This window comes from Methylobacterium sp. WL12, from assembly GCF_008039475.1.
Classification (GTDB): Bacteria; Pseudomonadota; Alphaproteobacteria; order Rhizobiales; family Beijerinckiaceae; genus Methylobacterium; species Methylobacterium cerastii.
This window is the reverse complement of sequence record NZ_VRUW01000025.1, coordinates 37,553-58,706: the sequence shown is the minus strand read 5'-3', so window position 1 is coordinate 58,706 and position 21,154 is coordinate 37,553. Positions and strand designations below refer to the sequence as shown.

Sequence of the window (21,154 nt, the reverse complement as noted above, 5' to 3'; positions counted from 1 at the left end):
CCCCGGGAGAGGGAGCAGCACCGCCCATACGGCGGGTCGCCTTGGCCGCGTCATCAAGGGCAGCCGACATGAGCGTCATCGTCCAGCCCGCCGACCTCGCGATCGCGGCCCTGCGCGACCGCGGCGGCCCGGCCCAGCCGCTCCTGTCGGTCTCGGGCCTCGTCAAGCACTTCCCCGTGCGCAAGGGCGTCGGGGGCAAGAAGTCGGTCGTGCGCGCCGTCGACGGCGTCGACTTCCAGGCCTTGAAGGGCGAGACCCTCGGGATCGTCGGCGAATCCGGCTGCGGCAAGTCGACGACGGCCAAGCTCCTGATGGGGCTGATCGAGCGCGATCAGGGCGAGATGCTGTTCGACGGCGAGGCGGTGGGCTCCCGCGCGATGCCGTGGCGGACCTATCGCCGCCAGGTGCAGATGGTGTTCCAGGACAGCTACGCCTCGCTCAACCCGCGGATGACGGTGGAGGCCTCGATCGCCTTCGGGCCGACGGTCAACGGGGTCGGCAGCCGCGAGGCGATCGAGCGCGCCCGCGGGCTCCTCGCCCGCGTCGGCCTGGAGCCGAAACGCTTCGCCGGGCGCTACCCGCACGAGCTGTCCGGCGGCCAGCGCCAGCGGGTCAACATCGCCCGCGCCCTGGCGCTCGAGCCGCGTTTGATCCTCCTCGACGAGGCGGTCTCGGCCCTCGACAAGTCTGTGGAGGCGCAGGTGCTCAACCTGCTCCTCGACCTCAAGGCGGAGTTCGGGCTGACCTACCTGTTCATCAGCCACGACCTCAACGTGGTGCGCTTCATCTGCGACCGGGTGATGGTGATGTATCTCGGGCGCGTCGCCGAGCTCGGCCCCTCGGACACGGTGCTGGCCGAGCCCGCCCACCCCTACACCCAGGCGCTGCTCGCCTCGATGCCGTCGCTCGATCCCGACAACCGTACGCAGGCCGCCCTGCTCACCGGCGACCCGCCGAACCCGATCGACCCGCCCGACGGCTGCCGCTTCCATCCGCGCTGCCGCCTCGCCGAGCCGGTCTGCTCCCAGGCGACGCCGCCGCTCGCCCCGATCGCGCCGCTGCACCAGGCCGCCTGCCTCGCGCGTCAGCCGGGCTCGGGCCATTCCCTCGCGCCCGCCGCCGAGCAGGTGGCGGCATGAGCGGACCCATGAACGCGAATCCGAACGCCCCCGCCGTCGAGCTCGTCGACCTCAAGGTCGGCTTCGGCAAGGTCGAGGTGGTCGACGGCGTCGACCTCCGGCTCGAGCGCGGCCAGGCCATGGCGCTGATCGGCGAATCGGGCTCGGGCAAGAGCGTGACGCTGCGCGCGATCCTGCGCCTCTTCCCGGAAGGCCGCAGCCGCACCCGCGGCAAGATCGCGGTGGCGGGCCGCGACGTGCTCGCCCTGTCGAAGCGCGAGCTGGCGGATTTCCGCGGGCACGTCGCCGCGATGATCTTCCAAGAGCCGCTGCTCGCCTTCGATCCGGTCTACACCGTCGGCCGCCAGATCACGGAGGCGATCCGCCGGCACGAGAAGATCGACGCGGCCGGCGCCCGGCAGCGGGCGCTCGCGCTGTTCGAGCGCGTCCGCATCCCGAGCCCGGAACGGCGCCTCGACGCCTACCCGCACGAGATGTCGGGCGGCATGCGCCAGCGCGCGATGATCGCGCTCGCGCTCGCCTGCCGGCCGCAGGTGCTGCTCGCCGACGAGCCGACCACGGCGCTCGACGCCACGGTGCAGATCCAGATCCTGCTGCTGCTGCGCGAATTGCAGCGCGACCTCGGCCTGTCGATCATCCTGGTGACCCACGATCTCGGCGCGGCGGTCGAGGTCGCCGACCGGATCTCGGTGATGTATGCCGGCCGCATCGTCGAGACCGGCACCGCGCACCAAGTGGTGCTCGATCCCCACCACCCCTACACGATCGGCCTGCTGCGCAGCCGCGCCGAGGGGGCGCTGGCCAAGGAAGTCGACGGGAAGCGCGCACGGCTGCAGACGATCCCGGGGAGCCCGCCGGACCTCGCCAACCGCCCCGCCGGCTGCCCGTTCGCCCCGCGCTGCTTCCTCGCGATCGACAAGTGCCGCGAGACCCCGCCCTCGGTCGAAGTCGGCGGCGGGCATCTGGCCGCCTGCTGGCGCACGGAGGAGGCGTCCGCCGCCTACCGCGCCGGGCCGCAGCCGGTGAGAGCCGAGGCGGCGGCCTGAGCCGGCAGACCACATCCGTCACTTCAATCGGCTGAAGCCGTCGCCGGCCGGGAAGCCCGATCCCCGGTTTACAGGATCGTGCTCTGAGCCTCGGCCTTGTGGAACCCGCGCATCAGCCCCCGCCGGCGGCCCGCAAGGTCGTCGCCATGCGCGTCACCGCCGGCGCGATGGCGCGCTCGGGCACGGCGGCGTAGCCGAGGAGGAGGCCCGGGGCGGCGTTGCCCGGGTCGGCATGGTAGGCCGAGAGCGCCACGGCCGCGATGCCGGCCTGCGCCAGGGCGGCCACGGCCGCGACGTCGCCGAGGCGGGACGGCCAGTCCGGCCCCGGGCGGGCGACGAGGTGCATCCCGCCCTCCAGCGGCGCGACGTCGAGCAGGCCGGCGGCCCGGTCGCGGGCGGCCGCCAGCAGGGCGGCCTGCCGCCCGGCATGGAGCTTTCGCGTGCGGCGCAGGTGGCGGCCGAGATGGCCCTCGTCGATGAAGCGGGCGAGCGCCCCCTGGCCGAGGCCGGAGGGCGCCGGGCCGGTCTCCGCCAGCGCCCGCTGGACCGGTCCGGCGAGCCCCTGCGGCAGCACGAGGTAGCTCAGCTGCAGCGCCGGCAGCAGCACCTTGGAGAAGCTGCCGGCGTAGATCACCCGTCCGGTCCGGTCGAGGGCGCGCAGCGGCGGCGGCGGCCGGCCGGCATAGCGGTACTCGCCGCCGTAATCGTCCTCGACGATCCAGGCGTTCGCCGCCTCGGCCCAGGCGAGCAGCGCCAGCCGGTTCTCCAGGCTCATGGCGTGGCCCAGCGGATAGTGATGCGCCGGCGTCACCACGGCGAGGCGCGCGCCCAGGGCGGCCCCCGCCCGGTCGATCGCGAGGCCGCCGGGTCCGACCGGCACGGGCACGGGGCGCAGGCCCGCTTCCGCCAGCGCCAGGGCGATGCCGGGAAACCCCGGATCTTCGACCAGCGCCGTCTCGCCCGGATCGAGCAGCAGTTGCGCCAGCAGCCGCAAGCTCTGGCGGATGCCGGCGGTGACGATCACCGCGTCGGCCGTGCAGGCGACGCCGCGGGTGGCGGCGAGGTAGGCGGCGGTGGCGGCGCGCAGCCGCGGATCGCCGAGGGGATGAGGCGGCGGGGCGCCGTCGCGCCACTCAGTCTGGAGCAGGCGCCCGAAGATCGCATACGGGAACGCGTCGGCGGCCGGGCGCCCGAGGGCGAAGGCGTCCGGCGCCACCGGCGCCGAGAACCAAACCCGCGCCGACGACGCCATCAGGGCCGTCCCGCGTCGCGACAGGGCCAGCGGAGGCGGAGAGGGCGCCGAAGCTGTAGGCGCGGCGTCGGGGGCTTTCGCGACGGCCAGCGTGTCGTCGGGCAGGGTGGCGGCCACGCGGGTGCCGGAGCCCCGATGCGCCGTGAGATAGCCTTCGGCGACCAGTTGCTCCAAGGCGGTCAGCACCGTGCCGCGGGCGCAGCCGAGGTCCTCGGCCAACGCCCGCGAGCCGGGGAGGCGGGCGCCGCGGGCGATGCGACGCTCCAGGATCGCGCGGCGCAGCGCGTCGCCGATCCGCACGTGCAGGGGCGTCGCCGCCCCGTGGGCGAGATCGAGGACGAGGGGCAGGCCGCCCTCTCCGCGTGGGTGGGTCTCGACGGGCCTAGCACCGTGGGCTTCGGGCACGAAGTGGTCCAGTCGTTTGCGTGAAACCGGATCTTTTGCCTGGACCGGCGATCGGTCAAGCCCAGGCCTCCACCGGTCGGGAGCGCCGCGATGTACCAGCCGCCGCATTTCAGGGAGGACGACCTCGGGGCGCAGCACGCCCTGATCCGCGCCCACCCCCTCGGGCTCCTGGTCACCGCCGGGCCGGGGGGCCCGATGGCGAACCCGATCCCGTTCCTGATCGACGGGCAGGCCTCCGAGCGGGGGACGCTGCGCGCGCACCTGGCGCGGGCCAACCCGCACTGGCGCGAGCTGGCGCAGGTCGCGGAATGCCTCGTGGTGTTCCAGGGTCCGCAGGGCTACGTCACCCCGTCCTGGTACGCGACCAAGCGCGAGACCGGGAAGGTGGTGCCGACCTGGAACTACGCCACGGTCCACGCTCGGGGGCGACCGCGGGTGATCGAGGATGCGGCCTGGCTCCGGCGCCAGATCGCCGACCTCACGGACCTGCGCGAGGCGGGACGGCCCGAACCCTGGGCGGTCGACGACGCACCGCGGGCCTTCACCGACGCGCAGCTCAAGGGCATCGTCGGGATCGAGATTCCCGTGGCGCAGATCGTGGGCAAGTGGAAGGTCAGCCAGAACCGGCCGGCGGCCGACCGCGATGGCGTGGTCGCAGGCTTTCGCGCCGCGGGCGACGGGGACGGCATGGCTGAAGAGATGGCGGCCCTGGTGCAGGCACGGAGCGGACGATGAGCGCGCGCGAGAACGACTTCGGCCAGGCGATCGGGCCGGCCCTGCCGGATTGGCGCCCGCGCCCGCTTCCGCCGCGCATGGCGATGCAGGGACGCACCTGCCGTGTCGAGCCACTGGATGCGGAGCGCCATGCGGCCGACCTGTTTTCCGCCTTCTCGGCAGCCCCCGACCGGCGGAGCTGGACCTATCTCGGCGGCACCCTGCCGGAGACGGAAGGCGCCTACCAGGCCGAGCTGGCGGCGATGGCGGCCGGCGCCGACCCGCTGTTCCAAGCGATCGTCGACGGGCAGACCGGCCGGGCGGTCGGCCTCGCATCGTACCTGCGCATCGATCCGGCCAACGGCGTCATCGAGGTCGGGCACCTGCACTTCTCGCCCGCCCTGGCGCGGCGGCCGGCCGCGACCGAGGCGATGGCCCTGATGATGGCCCGCGCCTTCGACGAGCTCGGCTACCGCCGCTACGAGTGGAAGTGCGACGCCCTCAACGCGCCCTCGCGCGCCGCGGCCCTTCGCTACGGTTTCACCTTCGAGGGCGTCTTCCGCAACGCCGTCGTGGTCAAGGGCCGCTCCCGCGACACGGCCTGGTTCTCGGTCACCGACGCCGAATGGCCGCGGGTGAGGGCGGCGTTCCGGGCCTGGCTCGCCCCGGAGAACTTCTTCGAAGACGGGCGACAGCGGCGAGCCCTCGCCGACCTGCGAACGGGCTGACCCGGCCTCCGCTTGCTCAAAGCGGAGGCCGGGTCAGGCAAGCCCGCGCGGCGGCTGAGCGAAGCCCAAATCCGCCATCCCGAAGGGATCGACCGGATTTGGTATGACCCGGCTCAGCCGGCGGCGCGGGCCGCCCTGACGAAGGCGGCGATGCGGTCCGGGTCCTTCACGCCCGGCGCCGACTCGACGCCCGAGGAGACGTCGACCGCGGTCGCCCCGGTGCGGGCGAGCGCCGCGGCGACTCTCGACGGGTCGAGGCCGCCCGACAGCATCCAGCCGGAGGGGAGGTCTGCGCCGTCGAGCAGGGTCCAGTCGAAGGCGCGGCCGTTGCCGCCGGGAAGCACGGCGCCGGAGGGCGGCTTGGCGTCGAGGAGCAGGCGGTCGGCGGCGGCGAAGGCCGAAATCCGGTCGAGGTCGGCCCGGCTCGCGACGCCCAGCGCCTTCATCACCGGGCGGCCGGCGCGCCGGCGGATCGCGGCGACGCGCTCCGGCGTCTCGGCGCCGTGCAGCTGGATCAGGTCGGGATCGATCGCCTCCAGCGCGGCGTCGAGCGCGGCGTCGTCGGGGTCGACCAGCAGGACGACCCGCTCGGCCCGGCCGCGCGCCTGAGCGGACAGGGTGCGGGCCGCGTCGAGGTCGACATGGCGCGGACTTTTGGGAAACCGCACGAGGCCGATCCAGTCGGCGCCGGCCTCCAGGGCGGCGGCCATGGTCTCGGGCGTGCTCAAGCCGCAGATCTTGACGCGAATCGACATGGCTGGCGCTTCGAGACCCGGTCGCGTCAGCGCGGGGCCGGCAGCGCGGTCCGTCCCGGCAGCGTCAGGCCGGTGCCGGGCTCCGGCGGGGCGTAGGCCTTCAGCCGCTCGGTCTCGCCTTCGAGGCGGCGGATCTCGCGGCCGCGGTGGCGGACCTGGCGGCGGGCCTTGCCCTGCCCGAGCCAGGTGAAGATGCCGCCGACGACGATGCCGAGCGCCACCGCCCCGAACAGGATCGCGTAGAGCGGCAGCATCACGCTGAACACCGGATCGGGCGAGAACGGGTCCAGGGAGAGCCGCACGGGATCACGGTTGGCGACCGCGACCAAGATCACCAGGATCGCGATGGGCAGCAGCACCAGACTCTTGAGGAAGCGGACCATCGATCTCTCCGAACCGTTCTTACTGTGCCGCGGATGGTCCGGGAGGACATCCGCGATCCGCCCCACCGGCGGCGACGCGCCGTCGCGCTTGGCCCGCTTCGCGGAAGACGAACCGGCCGATCCGCCGCGATGTCTCGCGAAGGACCCTACTCGGCCGCGGACTGGCTCTCGCCGATCCCGGCCGCGTTGAGGCGCAGGCGCATCTCCTTGCCGGTCTTGAACACGGGGATGGCCTTTTCCGACACGGCAACGGCCGCACCCGTGCGCGGGTTGCGCCCGCGGCGCGCATCCCGGCGCTTCACCGAGAACGCACCGAAGCCGCGCAGCTCGACCCGGTCGCCCCGTGCCAGCGCGTCGGCGATCGTGTCGAGGATCGCGTTGACCAGCGTCTCGACGTCCCGCTGGTAGAGGTGCGGGTTCTGCTCGGCGATCTTGATGACGAGCTCCGACTTGATCATGGCGTCTGGTCTTCTCGAAGTTCCGGGGTGCGAATCCTGGTGGATCGCACCGAATCAGGGCGCGGCGGACGGGCTCGGGCGCCACAGCACGAGCATGCCGCCCTGGGTGACGGCCCCCGCCTCGGCGCCGGCCTCGGCCAGCCGCGCGGACAGGCCCTCGAACCCGAGGAGGTCGGCCCCGAATCCGAGCGCCGAGAACAGGCCGAAGCCCTGGTTGGAGGCGGGCTTCCAGTCGGTCACCGGCAGGTCCTTGGGCACCTTGCGCGCGGTCTCGAGCCACGCGATCGCCTGCCGCTCGCTACCGAGCTCGTCCACGAGCTTCAGCGGCACGCTCTGGCGGCCGCTGAACACCCGGCCGTCGGAGACCGTGGCGACCTGGGCGCCGTCCATCCCGCGCCGCTCGGCCACGAGGTTCTTGAACCAGGCATAGGTGTCGCCGACCACCGCCGCGAGGGCGGCCCGCGCCTCGGGCGAGGTCGGGGTGAAGCCCGACGGCTCGGCCTTGAGCGGCGAGGACTTCACCGACTCGACCTTCACGCCGACCTTGTCGAGCAGCCCCGACACGTCCGGATACTGGAACAGCACGCCGATCGAGCCGACGAGCGAGGTCTCGCGCGCGACGATGTGGTCGGCGGCGATCGCGGTGATGTAGGCGCCCGAAGCCGCGGTGCCGTCGACGAAGGCGACGATCGGCTTCTTCTCGGCGAGCGCCCGCAGGTTGCGGAACAGCTCCTCGGAGCCGGTGGTGGTGCCCCCGGGCGAGTTGATCGAGACCACCACGCCCTCGACGGCGGCGGATTCGCCGACCCGCTTCATCAGCTTGGCGGTGGCCTCGCTGCCGGAGATGAAGCCCGAGATCGAGATCCGGGCGATCTGCGGCTTCACCGCGCCGAACAGGCCGCCCTCGGTGCCGGCGCGGACCCGCAGGCCGACCGCGCCGACGGCGACGACGAGGCCGCCGATGCCGACCACGCGCCACACGGACAGCTTGCGGCGCAACCGCCGCCGGTCGATCAGGAGTTCGGCGTCGGCTGCCATGCGCTGGTCTGCTCCCTGGCGGTCCCGGCCTCGCGGCCGGCCGGTTCTCAGCCCACCCGCAGACCGATGTCCGGGGCAGGGCGCACGAGGCCCGCGTGCCGCGGCACGATCCGCACCGCACGCGTCGGTACAGACCAAGTCCTTGGCAGGCTTGAACTCGTGGGCGCCGGGCCGTTGCCCGCGAGCGGTGTTCTAGCCCTGCCGGACACGGACCGGCAAGGGGCGCGGGGAACCAAAACCGCATCGCCTTAAGGTTGCGCTGCACCCGTCATGGCCGACCGAATCCGTGCAGGCCCTGAAACCGGTCACGCTGCCGAGGGCACGAGACCGCCAAAAAGAAAGGCCCGCGCCGGACGGGTGTCCGGCGCGGGCCTCGGATCGAATGGGCCCGCCGGCCGCCCGGGCGGAACCCGGGCGGCCAGCGAGGACCGGACTACTTCTCTTCGACGTCGTCGCTGGTGCGGGCCTTCTTGAAGGCCGCGCCGAGGATGTCGCCGAGCGAGGCACCCGAATCGGCCGAGCCGAACTGGGCCATCGCCTCCTTCTCCTCGGCGACTTCCAGCGCCTTGATCGATAGCTGGACGCGGCGCGCCTTGCGGTCGAACTGGATGACGCGGGCGTCGAACTTCTCGCCGGCGGCGAAGCGCTCGGGGCGCTGGTCGCCGCGGTCGCGGGCGAGCTCGGCGCGACGGATGAAGCTCTGCATGTCGGTGTCAACGATCTTCACCTCGATGCCCGAATCTTTCACCTCGACGACCTCGCAGGTGACGATCTGGCCCTTTTTGACGTCGCCGGCCTCGGCGAAGGGGTCCCCGCCGATCTGCTTGATGCCGAGCGAGATGCGCTCCTTCTCGACGTCGACGTCGAGAACCTGCGCCTTGACCATGTCGCCCTTCTTGAACTCCTCGATCACCTGCTCGCCGGGACGGTTCCAGTCGAGGTCCGACAGGTGGACCATGCCGTCGACGTCGCCTTCCAGGCCGATGAACAGGCCGAACTCGGTCTTGTTCTTGACCTCGCCCTCGACCTCGGAGCCGACGGGGTGCTTCTCGTTGAAGGCCTCCCACGGGTTCTGCAGGGTCTGCTTGAGGCCGAGCGAGATGCGGCGCTTGACGGGGTCGACCTCGAGGATCTGCACTTCCACTTCCTGCGAGGTGGAGACGATCTTGCCGGGGTGGACGTTCTTCTTGGTCCAGCTCATCTCGGAGACGTGGATCAGGCCCTCGATCCCCGGCTCCAGCTCCACGAAGGCGCCGTAGTCGGTGATGTTGGTGACGCGGCCCTTGAGCTTGGCGTCGACCGGGTAGCGCTGGGCGATTCCCTCCCACGGGTCGGCGAGCAGCTGCTTGATGCCGAGCGAGATGCGGTGGGTCTCGTGGTTGATCTTGATGATCTTGACCTTGACCGTCTGGCCGATGGTCACGACCTCGGACGGGTGGTTCACGCGGCGCCACGCCATATCGGTGACATGGAGCAGGCCGTCGATGCCGCCCAGATCCACGAAGGCGCCGTACTCGGTGATGTTCTTGACGACGCCGTCGATGACCTGACCCTCTTCGAGGTTGGCCACGAGCTCGGAGCGCTGCTCGGCGCGACTCTCCTCCAGCACCGTGCGGCGCGAGACGACGATGTTGCCGCGGCGGCGATCCATCTTGAGGATCTGGAACGGCTGCGGGGTGCCGAGCAGGGGCGTCACGTCGCGCACCGGGCGGATGTCGACCTGGGAGCGCGGCAGGAACGCCACGGCGCCGTCGAGGTCGACGGTGTAGCCGCCCTTGACCTGGTTGAAGATCGTGCCGGAGACGCGCTCGTTGGCCTCGAAGGCCTTCTCGAGCTTGACCCACGACTCCTCGCGGCGCGCCTTGTCGCGCGAGATGACGGCTTCGCCGAGCGCGTTCTCGATGCGGTCGACGTAGACCTCGACCTCGTCGCCGACGGCGAGCTCGCCCTCGCGGCCGGGGCCGTTGAATTCCTTGAGGGCGACGCGACCCTCGGTCTTGGCGCCGATGTCGATGACCGCGACGTCCTTCTCGATCGCGACGACGCGACCCTTGACGACGGAGCCTTCGGTGATCTCGTGTTGGAGGAACGATTCCTCGAGCAGCGCCGCGAAGTCGTCGCGGTAGGTGTCGCGCTGCAGAGCGGTACCAGCAGTCATTCTGTCTCCTGAACGGGCTCCCTCGGGGATGCCCTCACGTCGGCGGCTCGTGTTGCGAACGCCCCCGTTGCCGCTGCCGCTCCGGATCGAGGAGCGACCGATCCGAAAATGGGATCGGCTTGCCGACGCGTTCGTACGGTGTCCGAGGGCGGTCGTCCCGGGGCGGCGCCGCGCAACACTGAAACACGCGCGTGCGGTCGGCCTGGAAGGACGCCGGCTCTCTACAGCAACGGGCCCGGAAGTTCAACAGAAACGGGTGTCGACGCAGAACGGGCCCGCTTCCTTCGAAGCAGGCCCGCAGCGTCGGTCCGAAGACTTGGGAGACCGCGAAGAAATCAGTCCTCGTCGTCGTCCGCCGGGCGGACGCCCTTGAGCTTGGCGAACACCGAATCGGCGTTGATCCGCTCCTCGCGACCGCCGTGGCGGTGCTCGTCGGCCTCGGGCGCCTCCTCGCGGGTGGAGACCTCGGTCGGCAGCAGCGAGGCGCCCGAATCGGCGGCCAGCGCCGCGGGACGGTCCTTGGCGGCGCGCTGGACCTCGAAGTCGAGGTCGATCTGGGTGCAGAGCCCCAGCGTCACCGGGTCCATCGGCTGCAGCGAGCCGGAGTTCCAGTGCGAGCGCTCGCGGATCTGCTGGATCGTCGACTTGGTGGTGCCGACGAGCCGGATCACCTGCGCGTCCTTCAGCTCGGGGTGGTTGCGCAGCAGCCAGAGGATCGCGTTCGGTCGGTCCTGGCGGCGCGACAGCGGGGTGTAGCGCGGACCCTTGGTGGTGCGCTTGACCTCGGGCAGCTTCACCTTCGAGACCGCGACCTTGAGCTTGTAGGCCGGCGACTTCTGCGCCTTCTCGATCTCGTCGCGGGTGAGCTGGCCAGCGGTGATCGGGTCGAAGCCCTTGATCCCGGCGGCGACCTCGCCGTCGGCGATGCCCTTCACCTCGAGCGGGTGCAGCTTGCAGAAATCGGCGATCTGCTCGAAGGCGAGCGAGGTGTTCTCGACCAGCCAGACGGCGGTCGCCTTGGGCATCAGCGGACCCTGGGTCATGTTTCGCACGGGCTCCAAAACCGACGCGGGGACGGACGGGGCCGGGCATCGGTCCGCAGGCTCCGGACCGCTCGATCCGAAAGTCCCGTCTCACGCGTTCAAAAGGGGAATGACCTCGTATACGCGGGGGCGCCGGAGGGCGCAATCGACTCGACGGCCTGCGGTGGGCCGATCATCGAACACGCGGCGTCGGAGTATCGACCCTCGGCGCTTCATCCGGCACAGCCATTCGTCTGTCCGGGGCGCGCGAAGGGTTCCGAGGCTTTCGATCGCCGCGGCCCGAGAAACACAAGTCGATGCTCTTTCGAATTGTAATAAATTAGACTCCACAACTCAGGACTTCTACGGAAAGACTTGACCGCACGCCGTTTCCGTGACGTACCGCCTGCGATGTTTGTCTCCCTCCGCACCGTCCTGTTTCGCCTGCACTGGGCGCTCGGCCTCACCGCCGGGCTCGTCCTCGCCCTGGTCGGCGTCACCGGTGCGATGATGAGCTACGAGGAGGCGATCCTCGACCTCGCCAACGCCGACCGCGCGCAGGTCGCGGTCCAGGATCGGCCGGTTCTCGGGCCGGAGGCGCTGGTGGCGCGGCTTTCCGCGGAGCGGCCGGGCCTGAGGGTCGGCGCGCTGACGTTCTTCGGCGACCCCGCGCTGGCCCCGCGGGCGCGCTTCGCCGACGACGCCAAAGCCGGCGACGTCAAGCCCGGCGGGCGGGCGCCGTCGGTCTACCTCGACCCCTACGACGGCACCCTGCGCGGCGAGGTCCGGGGCGAGGCGACCTTCGCCACGATTCGCGGCCTGCACCGGTTGCTGCTGCTGCCCGGAGAGGGCAGGGGCTGGGGCCGCACCATCACCGGCGCCGCGGCTTTGGCGCTCCTCGTGTTCCTCGCCACCGGCCTGGTTCTGCGCTGGCCCAAGGTCCACGCCTGGCGGATCTGGCTGAAGCCGAGCCTGCGCCGGCCCGGGCGGCCGCGCTACTGGTCGCTGCACGCCGTCGCCGGCACCTGGCTGCTGCCGGTCTACGCGGTGATCGCGCTGACGGGGCTGTGGTGGTCCTACGACGCGTACAAGTCGGCCGCGACGTGGCTCCTCACGGGGGAGGTCGCCGTCAAGGGCGCGAACAAGCCGGCGGAGGCGCGCGCGGACCGGGTGGGCGGGCGCAAGAGCGCGGAGCGGACGGACAAGAGCGCGGAGCGGACGGACAAGAGCGCGGAGCGGACGGACAAGGGCGCGGAGCGGACGGACAAGGGCGCGGAGCGGACGGACAAGGGCGCGGAGCGGACGGACAAGGGCGCGGAGCGGACGGACAAGGGCGCGGAGCGGACGGACAAGGGCGCGGAGCGGACGGACAAGGGCGCGGACGCCCCGCCGGCCCTCGACAAGGCCTGGGCCGCGTTCCGGGCGGAGGAGGGGGCGTCGGCGGCGCTGGCCACCGTGACGCCGCCGGGGCCGGACGCGGCGCGGATCCGCATCCGTTGGATCGCCGAGGCCGACGCCCCGAAGGCGCGCAACGAATCGATCTTCGACGCCGCGACCGGCGGCCGCCTCTCCCTGTCGCGCTTCTCAGACAAGCCGCTCGGCCGGCAAATCGCCGATTCCATGCTGGAGGTGCATCGCGGGCGCTACTTCGGCGCGGCCTTCGCCCTCGTCTTCTGCCTCGCCGCCCTGGCGATGCCGCCGCTCGCGGTCACCGGACTGGTGCTGTACGTCCTGCGGCGCCGCGCCGGCGCCGCACGGGGATCGGTCTTGAGGCGGGCCGGCGGAGGGAGTAGGCCTGACGGCACCGGAGCCATGCCCGGCAACGCGCCGACTTAGCCTTCGCGATCATGCCTTCGGGGGCTGCCCTGGTTTCCGTGAGACCGCCGACCCAGTTGCCGCCCGAGCCGGACGCCGCCGGCCCCCGTCCCCGCGTCAGCGCGCGCGGACGGCTGCGGACCTACTTCCTCACCGGCATCATCGTCGCGGGGCCGCTGGCGATCACCGCCTACATCACGTGGTGGATCATCACGCTGATCGACGGGTTCGTGAAGCCGCTGGTGCCGGCGAGCTACCTGCCCGACCATTACCTGCCGTTCTCGATCCCGGGGCTCGGCATGCTCATCGCCTTCGTCGCGGTGACCCTGCTCGGGTTCCTCACGGCGAACCTCGTGGGGCGCAGCGTGATCGAGTTCGGCGAGGTGCTGCTGGCGCGCACCCCCGTGATCTCGGGGCTGTACAAAGGCCTGCGGCAGATCTTCGAGACGCTGTTCTCCGCCAACGGAACCTCGTTCCGCACGGTCGGCCTCGTCGAGTTCCCGGTGAAGGGAACGTGGTCGGTGGTGTTCCTGTCGGCGCCGGCCGCGCCCGACGTCCAGGCGGCGCTGCCAGGCGGCAAGGGGGAGCCAACGGGAAATGGAGGGAGCGAAGCGCGCAACGACTACGTCGGCGTGTTCCTGCCCTGCGCGCCGAACCCGACCACGGGGTTCTTCTTCTACCTGCCGCGCGCCGACATCATCGAGGTCGGGATGAGCGTGGACGACGCGGCCAAGCTGGTGATGTCGGCCGGCGTCATCCAGCCGGACGATCCGCAGGCCCGGCTCCAGGCCATGGCCGCGTCCCTGCGGACGGCACAGGGCGCACCGTCGGCAGGCGCCGCGCCGGTGCGGGAGGAAGCCTGACGGATCAGGACGCGCTGGCGACGACGGTCTTTACCGGGGCGACGGCTTGACTGCCGTTCATCCAGCCCGTCGAGGTCTCGGCGGCGAGGAGCAGCGCCAGGGCGAGGGCGAGACCGTTGGCGGCGATCCAGAAGGGACGGGCGGCCCGACGCACGGCGAGCGCCACGTCGGAGGCCTGTGCGGAGGCCGCGTCGGAGATCGGCAGGAGCCAGGGCTCGTGAGCGAGGGACTGCCATCCCTCGGAAGAACCCGGCAGGCGTTGGAACGGTCCGGTCAGCATCGCTGTCCTCCATCTTTCCCGTGACGGCCTGAACGAATCAGCCTTTCGTTCAGGTTCAGTTAAGATTGAAACATGGCCACTGCAAGGCACGCTCGGCTACGTGGGGCTCTCAACGGCCGCCGGACCGTTCGCGTTCCGTACCGGATCGACGATTCCGCCAGGACCCGAAACCCTCGCGCCGCGGCCCGTGCGCCGAGACGCCGACGGTCTGTCCCGCCAGGGTGCGAAGAGCGCCCCGCGGAGCGGGCCGTTCAGGACCTTGGTCCTGTACGGCGTCGAGCGAAGCGAAAGCCCACGCCCAAGCCCGCGGACGCGGGCGTCGGCGATTGAGGCCGTCGGAAAAATAGGGCCGGCGCTGTCAAGCGATAGCCCTGCCTGTCCCGCGTGGGCCATTGCGCCAAGCGTCCGATCCCTTATCTCGCCGTGAACGATCTCACGCGAGGACGAGACGATGCCGAAGGCGATACGCGTTCAGGATTACGGCGGCCCCGAAGTGATGGCCTACGAGGACGTGCCGACGCCTCAGCCCGGCCCCGGCCAGATCCGCATCCGCGCCGGCGCGATCGGCGTCAACTTCATCGACATCTACTTCCGCTCCGGCGCCTACAAGGCGGCGCAGCTGCCGTTCACGCCGGGCAAGGAGGTCGCCGGGACGGTGACCGCGGTCGGCGAGGGCGTGACCGGGTTCTCGGTCGGCGACCGGGTCGCCACCGGATCGGGGGAGGGCACCTATGCCGAGGAGCCGCTGATCGCGGCCTCGGCCGCCGTGCACGTGCCAGACGGGATCGACGACTCGACCGCCGCCGGCATGATGCTGAAGGGGCTCACCGCCGAGTACCTGCTGCACCGGACCTACGCGGTGAAGCCCGGCGACACGATCCTGTGGCACGCGGCCGCCGGCGGCGTCGGCCTGATCGCCTGCCAGTGGGCGAAACACCTCGGCGCCACCGTGATCGGCACCGCCGGCTCGGCCGAGAAGGCGGACCTCGCCCGCGCCCACGGCTGCGACCACGTCATCCTCTACCGCGAGGAGGACGTGGCGGCCCGCGTCCGCGAGATCACCGGCGGCAAGGGCGTTCCGGTGGTCTACGACGGCGTCGGCCAGGATACCCTGGCGGGCTCGCTCGATTCGCTGGCGCCGCTCGGCCTGCTCGCGAGCTTCGGCTCGGCCTCCGGTCCGATCAAGGCCCTCGACCTCGGGCTGCTCGCGGCCAAGGGCTCGCTCTACGTCACGCGTCCGACGCTGTTCACCTACGCGAGCCGGCCGGAGATCCTGGCGGAGATGGCCAAGAACCTGTTCTCGGTGGTGCAGAGCGGCGCGGTGAAGATCCCGGTCAACCGCACCTACAAGCTCGCGGAAGCCCAGCAGGTCCACCGGGATCTGGCCGGCCGCGAGACCACGGGCTCGACGGTGATGGTGCCGTGATCCGAGGATCGGCAACGATCCGGGGATCATCGGATCGGAGGATCCCGGTCTCGATCGTTCGTCCCTCGCGCTCCGGAGGCCGCCCGTGAGGGTCGGCGCGGCCGACGCCCTGCTCGTCGTCGACGTGCAGGGCGACTTCCTGCCCGGCGGCGCGCTGGCGGTGCCCGACGGCGACGCCGTCGTGGCGCCGATCCGGGCGCTGGCCGCGCGCTTCGCGACCCTGGTGCTGACGCAGGACTGGCACCCGCCCGGGCACGCCTCGTTCGCGAGCGCGCATCCGGGCCGGGCGCCGTTCGAGACGGTGCGGCTCGCCTACGGCGAGCAGGTGCTGTGGCCGGACCATTGCGTGCAGGGAAGCGCCGGCGCGTCGCTCGCCCCCGGCCTCGACCTGCCCGGCGCCGCCCTCGTCCTGCGAAAGGGCCTGAACCCGGGCGTCGACAGCTATTCGGCCTTCGTCGAGGCCGACGGGACGCGGACGGGGCTCGCCGGCTACCTGCGCGAGCGCGGCGTCGGGCGCGTGGTGCTGTGCGGGCTCGCCACCGACTATTGCGTCGCCTGGAGCGCGCTCGACGCGCGCGCGGCGGGGTTCGAGGCCGTGGTGGTCGCGGACGCGACGCGGGCGATCGACCGGGACGGTTCGCTCGCCGCCGCCTGGGCGCGGATGGAGGCGGCCGGAATCGGGCGGAGCCTGAGCGCCGACGTCACCGGCGCGTAGTCGGCGCGGCCGCCGGAGCGGTCGCAACGCCAAGTGGCAAAGGATCAGTTCGCGGTGCGGTCGCGCATCCGGTAGGTGCCGCCGGGGTCGCGCTCGAACATCTCGGGGATGCCGGCGTGGCGCAGGCTCTCCCCCGAGGTGTCGGGCACCAGGTTCTGCTCGGACACGTAGGCGACGTACTCGGTCTCGGCGTTCTCGGCGAGCAGGTGGTAGAACGGCTGGTCCTTGCGCGGACGCGCCTCCTCGGGAATCGCCAGCCACCAATCCTCGGTGTTGTCGAACACCGGGTCGACATCGAAGACGATGCCGCGGAACGGGTAGATCCGGTGGCGCACCACGGCGCCGATCCCGAATTTCGCGATGCGCAGTCTCGTTTCGGTCGGTCGCGCGTCGGTCATGGCCTGATCCATCATGACGGACCAGATAGGCGCGGATGACGGGCTTGTCACCGGGTTCCGGCGCGCGAGCGAAGCGTCCGCGTCCGGCTCCTAGCCGGCGGGCAAAGCGATCCCGAGGTCGGCGGCGATCCCGCGCGCGGTGGCCTCCCGCCGCGCGGTGATCTCGGCGACGGCGGAGCGCGCCCGCTCCAGGATCGCGGCCGGGGCGGTCCGCGGCGTGCCGCTGTCGAAGGGCGGCTCGGGGGCGTATTCCATGCCGAGCTGGATCGCCTGGGCGACCTCGATGCCGCGCAATTCGGCCGCAAGCCGCAGCGCGCCGTCGATCCCGGCGGTGACGCCGGCCGCGAACACCCAGGTCCCGTCGACCACGACGCGCCGGTCGACGGGCTGCGCGCCGAAATACGGCAGCAGCGCGAAGGCGCTCCAGTGCGTCGTCGCCCGGCGCCCCCTGAGCAGCCCGGCGCCGCCGAGGAGGAGGGCGCCGGTGCACACCGAGAAGACGTGCCCGGCCCCCTCCGCCTGCCTGCGGATCCAGCCGAGCACGGCCTCGTCGCGCATCAGGGCCTCCTGGCCGAAGCCGCCGGGCACGTGCAGCACGTCGAGCTGGGGCGCGTCGGCCAGGGCCGCGTCGGGGGTGAGCCGCAGGCCGCGGATGTCGCGCACGCTCTCGGCGGTCGGCGCGTAGATCCGGTAGGTCGCGTTCGGGATGCGGGACAGCACCTCGAAGGGGCCGGTGAGGTCGATCTGGTCCAGCCCCTCGAACAGGAGGGAACCGATCTGCAGGTGGGTCTCGGGCGGGATCATGGCGGGTCTCCGTGGTGGACAGGCGAGCCTTAATCCCGCACGATCTGGCCAGGATGCCAGATGACCCTCGTTTCCAGCCAAACTCTTCCGGCAAGTCTGCGCCGACGGGGGCGCCCCGCATCGTCGAGGTGCTGGCCTTCCCGTCGGTGCAGCTCCTCGACGTGGCCGGGCCGCTGCAGGTCTTCGCGACCGCCAACGAGCAGGCGCGGGGCGCGAGGCCCTACGCGCCGCGGGTGGTCGGCTGGGGCGATTGCGCGCCGACCTCGTCCGCGGGCCTGCGGCTCGCGGTCGACCCGCCGCCCGACCGCGACGCCCCCCTCGACACGCTGATCGTGGCCGGCGGCCCCGGCGTCGTCGCGGCCTGCGCCGACGCGGACCTCGTCGACTGGATGCGGGCGCGGGCGGCGCGGGCGCGCCGGGTCGCCTCGGTCTGCACCGGCGCCTTCCTGCTCGGGGCCGCGGGGCTCCTCGACGGGCGCCGGGCGGCAACGCACTGGGCCTATTGCGCGCGGCTCGCGAAACGCTATCCGCTGGCACGCGTCGAGCCGGACCCGATCTTCGTGCAGGACGGCCCGGTCTGGTCCTCGGCGGGGATCACCGCGGGCATCGACCTGGCGCTGGCGCTGGTGGAACAGGACCTCGGCCGCCCCCTGGCGCTCGGGGTCGCGCGCCATCTCGTGATGTTCCTCAAGCGGCCGGGCGGGCAGGCGCAGTTCCGCGCGGCGCTCGCGCTCCAGGCCGGCGACGACCGCTTCGACGCCCTCCATGCCTGGATCCGGGAGAACCTGGCCGGCGACCTCTCGCTGCCGGCGCTCGCGGCGGCGGCGGGCATGAGCGAGCGCAGCCTCGGGCGCCACTACCGTGCGGCGACCGGGCTGACGCCGGCCAAGGGGGTCGAGCGGCTGCGGGTGGAGGCGGCGCAGCGGGCGTTGTCCGAGACGCGGCGCCCGGTGAAGCGCATCGCGCAGGCCTGCGGCTTCGGTTCGGAGGAAACGATGCGCCGCAGCTTCCTGCGGCTCGTCGCTACGCTGCCGCAGGATTACCGCACCCGGTTCGGATCGTGACGGCGCCCACCAGGCCTCATGGGTGAACCGATGAGGTCCGGCGGAGAGCCGCCGCGCCGCCGAAGCGGTGGCCGGGCTCGGGCGGCGCCCGGGATCAGCCGAGCTTGTAGACCGCGGCCAGCTCCGGGTCCTTGGCCGCCACGAGCTTGGCCAGGTCGACGATGACCTTGGCCTGCTTCCAGGTGGCGTCGTCCTGCATCTTGCCGTCGAGCATCACCGCGCCGGTGCCGTCGGGCATCGCCGCGACGATGCGGGCGGCGAAGGCCACCTCGTCCGGATCGGGGGCGAAGACGCGCTTGGCGATGGCGACCTGGTTCGGGTGCAGCGTCCAGGCGCCGGCGCAGCCCATGAGGAAGGCGTTGCGGAACTGGACCTCGCAGGCCGGGCCGTCCGAGAAGTCGCCGAACGGGCCGTAGAAGGCCTTGATGCCGTTGGCCATGCAGGCGTCGACCATCTTGGCGATGGTGTAGTGCCAGAGGTCCTGCTGCGCGCTGGCGCGGGCGACGCCCTCAGCCGTCGGGTCGGCGATCACCCGGTATTCCGGATGGCCGCCGCCGACGCGGGTGGTCTTCATGCCGCGGGACGCCGCCAGGTCGGCGGGGCCGAGGCTCATGCCGTGCATGCGGGGCGACGCGCAGGCGATGGCGTCGACGTTGGCGACGCCTTCGGCCGTCTCGAGGATCGCGTGGATCAGGATCGGCTTCGTCACGCCGTGGCGCGCCTCGAGCTGGGCGAGGAGCTGGTCGACGTAGTGGATGTCCCACGGACCCTCGACCTTGGGGATCATCACCACGTCGAGCTTCGAGCCGACTTCGGCCACGAGCTCGAACAGGTCGTCGAGAAACCACGGCGAGTTCAACGCATTGATGCGGCTCCACAGCCCGGTGCCGGTCGCCGCGAAGTCGGTCGCCTGCGCCATCTGGACGAAGCCCTTCCGGGCCGCCTCCTTCTGGTCCATCGGCACCGCGTCCTCCAGGTTGCCGAGCACGACGTCGACGGTCGGCGCGAGCTCCGGCACGCGGGCGCGGACCTTGTCGTTGTGGGGCGGCACGAAGTGGATCATCCGCTCCAGCCGCACCGGCAGCTCGCGGAAGGGCTCGGGCGCGCCGGCGGCGAGCGGCTGGAAGAAGCGGCGCGGCAGTTTCATGTCAAAACCTCGTTGCGGGTCGGCGTGACCGAGCGGTTCGTCCGGTTAGTGCAAGCACAGGCCCGGCGTAAAGCGATCCGCGCGGTTCGAATCATGGTGCGCTGCCGCACGACGGGTACCCTGGGCGCGGCGGTTACGCCCCATATCGGGAACGCGACGGACGGCGCGGCGTTTTTCGAATCGAGGCGGGTCAATCGATATCGGGAATCGGGCTATGCCCACATCCAAGACGCGTCGGATCGCCCTCTGCGCGACAGTCCTCGCTCTCGGGATCGGTGCGCCCGATCTGTCCTTCGCCGGATCGGACACGGCCAAGCGGGCCGAGCGCACGGTCTTCACCCCGGGCGAAATCGCCACGGCGCGTCCCGCCGCCCTGAAGGGCCCCCTGCGCATCGCCGGCGACGACCCCCAGGGCTTCCAGGCGCTGATCGACCAAGCGTCCGCGGCCGCCGACCCATGGCTCGTCCTCTCCGGCGGCGGCGAGAACGGCGCATTCGCGGCCGGACTGCTCTCCGGCTGGAGCGCCAGCGGCCGCCGCCCGGCCTTCGGCGTCATCACCGGCGTCTCGACGGGGGCCCTGATCGCGCCCTTCGCCTTCATCGGCGACGCCGGCGACGCGGCCCTGCGCGAGGCCTACACCACGGTCTCGGCGGCGGACGTGTTCGAGTTCGGCGGCTCCAACGAGGCCCTGACCGACACCTGGCCGCTCAAGCGCCGGATCGAGAAGGCGGTGACGCCGCGCCTGCTGAAGGCGATCGCGGCCGAGCACGCCAAAGGCCGCCGGCTGCTGGTCGCCACCACCGAGCTCGACACGGAGCGCCCGGTGCTGTGGGACATGGGCGCCATCGCCACGGTCGGCGACGACAAGGCGCTGAACCTGTTCCGCGCGATCGTGCTGGCCTCGTCCGCGGTGCCCGGCGTGTTCCCGCCGGTCTCGATCGATTCGGCCACCGCAGATGGCAAGACGATCCAGGAGATGCACGTGGACGGCGGCACCACGGCGCCATTCTTCCTGGCGCCGAAGCCGGCGCTCATCGCCGCGCTGACAGGCTCGGGCGGGGTGAAGATCCCGGCCCGGACGGTCTACCTCGTGGTCAACAACAAGCTCGCGCCGTACTTCCAGATGGCGACGCACACCACGCTCTCGGTGCTCGGCCGGGCGATGTCGGCGGCGATAAAGGCGCAGACGCGCGACGCCCTCGCGCTCGCTGACGCCTTCGCCCGCCGCGAATCCCTCGACCTGAAGGTCGCCGAGATCGACGACCGCTTCACCGAGACCTCGCCGGCCCCGTTCGACCAGCGCTACATGAAGGCGTTGTTCGCGCATGCCGAGACGCTGGGCCGAGCCGGCACGGCCTTCGACGGCTCGGAAGCGATGGCCGGCGCTCCGTCGAACCCGCCGACGGGTGCGCTCGGCGCCGTGCATGCGAAGGCCCCGCATCCCGCCGAGATGCCGCGCCTGGACGCATCGCGTCCGGACGCGTCCCAGGCCCTGGCGACGCGCTGAGCGGCGCGAGAGCATTTTCGGTGATCCCTGGATCACC

Annotated in this window: 21 protein-coding genes; 10 read left to right on the top strand and 11 right to left on the bottom strand. The window is 71.9% G+C overall.

The window, feature by feature from the left end:
* The first annotated feature begins 68 nt into the window (after nucleotides 1-68).
* On the top strand, nucleotides 69-1,139 hold the full coding sequence (locus FV226_RS12065) for an ABC transporter ATP-binding protein (protein ID WP_147754746.1): 1,071 nt from the start codon (nucleotides 69-71) through the stop codon (nucleotides 1,137-1,139).
* Between the two features lie 8 nt (nucleotides 1,140-1,147).
* Nucleotides 1,148-2,185 (top strand): ABC transporter ATP-binding protein, encoded by a 1,038-nt coding sequence (locus tag FV226_RS12060; RefSeq protein ID WP_147754747.1) that lies wholly within the window; start codon nucleotides 1,148-1,150, stop codon nucleotides 2,183-2,185.
* Nucleotides 2,186-2,297: 112 nt separating this feature from the next.
* Here the strand turns inward: FV226_RS12060 and FV226_RS12055 are convergent, their stop codons facing one another.
* On the bottom strand, nucleotides 2,298-3,842 hold the full coding sequence (locus FV226_RS12055; protein ID WP_246691577.1) for a PLP-dependent aminotransferase family protein: 1,545 nt from the start codon (nucleotides 3,840-3,842) through the stop codon (nucleotides 2,298-2,300).
* 90 nt (nucleotides 3,843-3,932) lie between these two features.
* Here FV226_RS12055 and FV226_RS12050 point away from each other — a divergent pair, with 90 nt between their 5' ends.
* Both FV226_RS12050 and FV226_RS12045 read left to right on the top strand, forming a co-directional pair.
* Complete coding sequence (locus FV226_RS12050; protein WP_147763101.1) at nucleotides 3,933-4,577, top strand: FMN-binding negative transcriptional regulator; 645 nt, start codon at nucleotides 3,933-3,935, stop codon at nucleotides 4,575-4,577.
* Nucleotides 4,574-5,284: a GNAT family protein gene (locus tag FV226_RS12045; protein ID WP_147763100.1), complete on the top strand. Its 711-nt coding sequence runs from the start codon at nucleotides 4,574-4,576 to the stop codon at nucleotides 5,282-5,284. The genes FV226_RS12050 and FV226_RS12045 overlap by 4 nt, the downstream gene beginning before the upstream one ends.
* A gap of 113 nt (nucleotides 5,285-5,397) precedes the next feature.
* Here the strand turns inward: FV226_RS12045 and FV226_RS12040 are convergent, their stop codons facing one another.
* From FV226_RS12040 to FV226_RS12015, 6 genes are all read right to left on the bottom strand, one after another.
* Nucleotides 5,398-6,039 (bottom strand): phosphoribosylanthranilate isomerase, encoded by a 642-nt coding sequence (locus FV226_RS12040; RefSeq protein ID WP_147763099.1) that lies wholly within the window; start codon nucleotides 6,037-6,039, stop codon nucleotides 5,398-5,400.
* 26 nt (nucleotides 6,040-6,065) lie between these two features.
* Nucleotides 6,066-6,422, bottom strand: coding sequence for a LapA family protein (locus tag FV226_RS12035; protein ID WP_147753554.1), 357 nt, complete (start codon nucleotides 6,420-6,422; stop codon nucleotides 6,066-6,068).
* Nucleotides 6,423-6,568: 146 nt separating this feature from the next.
* Entirely contained in the window at nucleotides 6,569-6,880 is a 312-nt protein-coding gene (ihfB, locus tag FV226_RS12030; RefSeq protein ID WP_147753553.1) for an integration host factor subunit beta, read from the bottom strand.
* A gap of 54 nt (nucleotides 6,881-6,934) precedes the next feature.
* Entirely contained in the window at nucleotides 6,935-7,918 is a 984-nt protein-coding gene (gene sppA / locus FV226_RS12025; protein WP_147763098.1) for a signal peptide peptidase SppA, read from the bottom strand.
* A 433-nt stretch (nucleotides 7,919-8,351) separates the two neighbouring features.
* Nucleotides 8,352-10,076, bottom strand: a complete 1,725-nt coding sequence (gene rpsA, locus FV226_RS12020) for a 30S ribosomal protein S1 (RefSeq protein ID WP_147753551.1) — start codon at nucleotides 10,074-10,076, stop codon at nucleotides 8,352-8,354.
* 335 nt (nucleotides 10,077-10,411) lie between these two features.
* Nucleotides 10,412-11,119 carry a cell cycle transcriptional regulator TrcR gene (locus FV226_RS12015; protein WP_147753550.1) on the bottom strand — a complete coding sequence of 236 codons (708 nt, stop codon included), beginning with the start codon at nucleotides 11,117-11,119 and terminating at the stop codon, nucleotides 10,412-10,414.
* Between the two features lie 390 nt (nucleotides 11,120-11,509).
* On the opposite strand from FV226_RS12015, the gene FV226_RS12010 reads away from it, so the two are divergent.
* Together FV226_RS12010 and FV226_RS12005 are read left to right on the top strand one after the other, a co-directional pair.
* Nucleotides 11,510-12,934 (top strand): PepSY-associated TM helix domain-containing protein, encoded by a 1,425-nt coding sequence (locus FV226_RS12010; protein ID WP_147763097.1) that lies wholly within the window; start codon nucleotides 11,510-11,512, stop codon nucleotides 12,932-12,934.
* Between the two features lie 29 nt (nucleotides 12,935-12,963).
* Nucleotides 12,964-13,776 (top strand): DUF502 domain-containing protein, encoded by an 813-nt coding sequence (locus tag FV226_RS12005; protein WP_246685575.1) that lies wholly within the window; start codon nucleotides 12,964-12,966, stop codon nucleotides 13,774-13,776.
* Between the two features lie 4 nt (nucleotides 13,777-13,780).
* Here FV226_RS12005 and FV226_RS12000 read toward each other — a convergent pair whose 3' ends face one another.
* A complete protein-coding gene (locus tag FV226_RS12000) occupies nucleotides 13,781-14,056 on the bottom strand; it encodes a hypothetical protein (protein WP_147763095.1) in 276 nt (91 codons plus the stop codon).
* 451 nt (nucleotides 14,057-14,507) lie between these two features.
* Here FV226_RS12000 and FV226_RS11995 point away from each other — a divergent pair, with 451 nt between their 5' ends.
* Nucleotides 14,508-15,482 (top strand): quinone oxidoreductase, encoded by a 975-nt coding sequence (locus FV226_RS11995; protein WP_147763094.1) that lies wholly within the window; start codon nucleotides 14,508-14,510, stop codon nucleotides 15,480-15,482.
* 85 nt (nucleotides 15,483-15,567) lie between these two features.
* Nucleotides 15,568-16,197, top strand: a complete 630-nt coding sequence (locus FV226_RS11990) for a nicotinamidase (protein ID WP_147753545.1) — start codon at nucleotides 15,568-15,570, stop codon at nucleotides 16,195-16,197.
* 44 nt (nucleotides 16,198-16,241) lie between these two features.
* Here the strand turns inward: FV226_RS11990 and hspQ are convergent, their stop codons facing one another.
* Both hspQ and FV226_RS11980 read right to left on the bottom strand, forming a co-directional pair.
* The gene (gene hspQ, locus FV226_RS11985; RefSeq protein WP_147753544.1) at nucleotides 16,242-16,595 is read right to left on the bottom strand and encodes a heat shock protein HspQ; all 354 of its coding nucleotides are present in this window, start codon (nucleotides 16,593-16,595) and stop codon (nucleotides 16,242-16,244) included.
* 90 nt (nucleotides 16,596-16,685) lie between these two features.
* Nucleotides 16,686-17,399 (bottom strand): DJ-1/PfpI family protein, encoded by a 714-nt coding sequence (locus tag FV226_RS11980; RefSeq protein ID WP_147753543.1) that lies wholly within the window; start codon nucleotides 17,397-17,399, stop codon nucleotides 16,686-16,688.
* Nucleotides 17,400-17,452: 53 nt separating this feature from the next.
* Here FV226_RS11980 and FV226_RS11975 point away from each other — a divergent pair, with 53 nt between their 5' ends.
* A complete protein-coding gene (locus FV226_RS11975; RefSeq protein ID WP_147763093.1) occupies nucleotides 17,453-18,463 on the top strand; it encodes a helix-turn-helix domain-containing protein in 1,011 nt (336 codons plus the stop codon).
* Between the two features lie 94 nt (nucleotides 18,464-18,557).
* On the opposite strand, the gene FV226_RS11970 is transcribed toward FV226_RS11975, so the two are convergent.
* Nucleotides 18,558-19,610 (bottom strand): CoA ester lyase, encoded by a 1,053-nt coding sequence (locus FV226_RS11970; protein WP_147753390.1) that lies wholly within the window; start codon nucleotides 19,608-19,610, stop codon nucleotides 18,558-18,560.
* A gap of 214 nt (nucleotides 19,611-19,824) precedes the next feature.
* Between FV226_RS11970 and FV226_RS11965 the strand changes: the two genes are divergently transcribed.
* Nucleotides 19,825-21,117 carry a patatin-like phospholipase family protein gene (locus FV226_RS11965; protein WP_147763092.1) on the top strand — a complete coding sequence of 431 codons (1,293 nt, stop codon included), beginning with the start codon at nucleotides 19,825-19,827 and terminating at the stop codon, nucleotides 21,115-21,117.
* Nucleotides 21,118-21,154: the final 37 nt, after the last annotated feature.

Bases quoted from the DNA above. Each gene is read 5' to 3' on its own strand.
- FV226_RS12015 (WP_147753550.1), bottom strand. From the start codon at position 11,119: ATGACCCAGGGTCCGCTGATGCCCAAGGCGACCGCCGTCTGGCTGGTC.
- rpsA (WP_147753551.1), bottom strand. From the start codon at position 10,076: ATGACTGCTGGTACCGCTCTGCAGCGCGACACCTACCGCGACGACTTC.
- FV226_RS12035 (WP_147753554.1), bottom strand. From the start codon at position 6,422: ATGGTCCGCTTCCTCAAGAGTCTGGTGCTGCTGCCCATCGCGATCCTG.
- FV226_RS12060 (WP_147754747.1), top strand. From the start codon at position 1,148: ATGAACGCGAATCCGAACGCCCCCGCCGTCGAGCTCGTCGACCTCAAG.
- FV226_RS11980 (WP_147753543.1), bottom strand. From the start codon at position 17,399: ATGATCCCGCCCGAGACCCACCTGCAGATCGGTTCCCTCCTGTTCGAG.
- FV226_RS11995 (WP_147763094.1), top strand. From the start codon at position 14,508: ATGCCGAAGGCGATACGCGTTCAGGATTACGGCGGCCCCGAAGTGATG.
- FV226_RS12065 (WP_147754746.1), top strand. From the start codon at position 69: ATGAGCGTCATCGTCCAGCCCGCCGACCTCGCGATCGCGGCCCTGCGC.
- hspQ (WP_147753544.1), bottom strand. From the start codon at position 16,595: ATGACCGACGCGCGACCGACCGAAACGAGACTGCGCATCGCGAAATTC.
- FV226_RS11975 (WP_147763093.1), top strand. From the start codon at position 17,453: ATGCCAGATGACCCTCGTTTCCAGCCAAACTCTTCCGGCAAGTCTGCG.
- ihfB (WP_147753553.1), bottom strand. From the start codon at position 6,880: ATGATCAAGTCGGAGCTCGTCATCAAGATCGCCGAGCAGAACCCGCAC.
- sppA (WP_147763098.1), bottom strand. From the start codon at position 7,918: ATGGCAGCCGACGCCGAACTCCTGATCGACCGGCGGCGGTTGCGCCGC.
- FV226_RS11965 (WP_147763092.1), top strand. From the start codon at position 19,825: ATGCCCACATCCAAGACGCGTCGGATCGCCCTCTGCGCGACAGTCCTC.
- FV226_RS12050 (WP_147763101.1), top strand. From the start codon at position 3,933: ATGTACCAGCCGCCGCATTTCAGGGAGGACGACCTCGGGGCGCAGCAC.
- FV226_RS12010 (WP_147763097.1), top strand. From the start codon at position 11,510: ATGTTTGTCTCCCTCCGCACCGTCCTGTTTCGCCTGCACTGGGCGCTC.
- FV226_RS12045 (WP_147763100.1), top strand. From the start codon at position 4,574: ATGAGCGCGCGCGAGAACGACTTCGGCCAGGCGATCGGGCCGGCCCTG.
- FV226_RS11970 (WP_147753390.1), bottom strand. From the start codon at position 19,610: ATGAAACTGCCGCGCCGCTTCTTCCAGCCGCTCGCCGCCGGCGCGCCC.
- FV226_RS12000 (WP_147763095.1), bottom strand. From the start codon at position 14,056: ATGCTGACCGGACCGTTCCAACGCCTGCCGGGTTCTTCCGAGGGATGG.
- FV226_RS12040 (WP_147763099.1), bottom strand. From the start codon at position 6,039: ATGTCGATTCGCGTCAAGATCTGCGGCTTGAGCACGCCCGAGACCATG.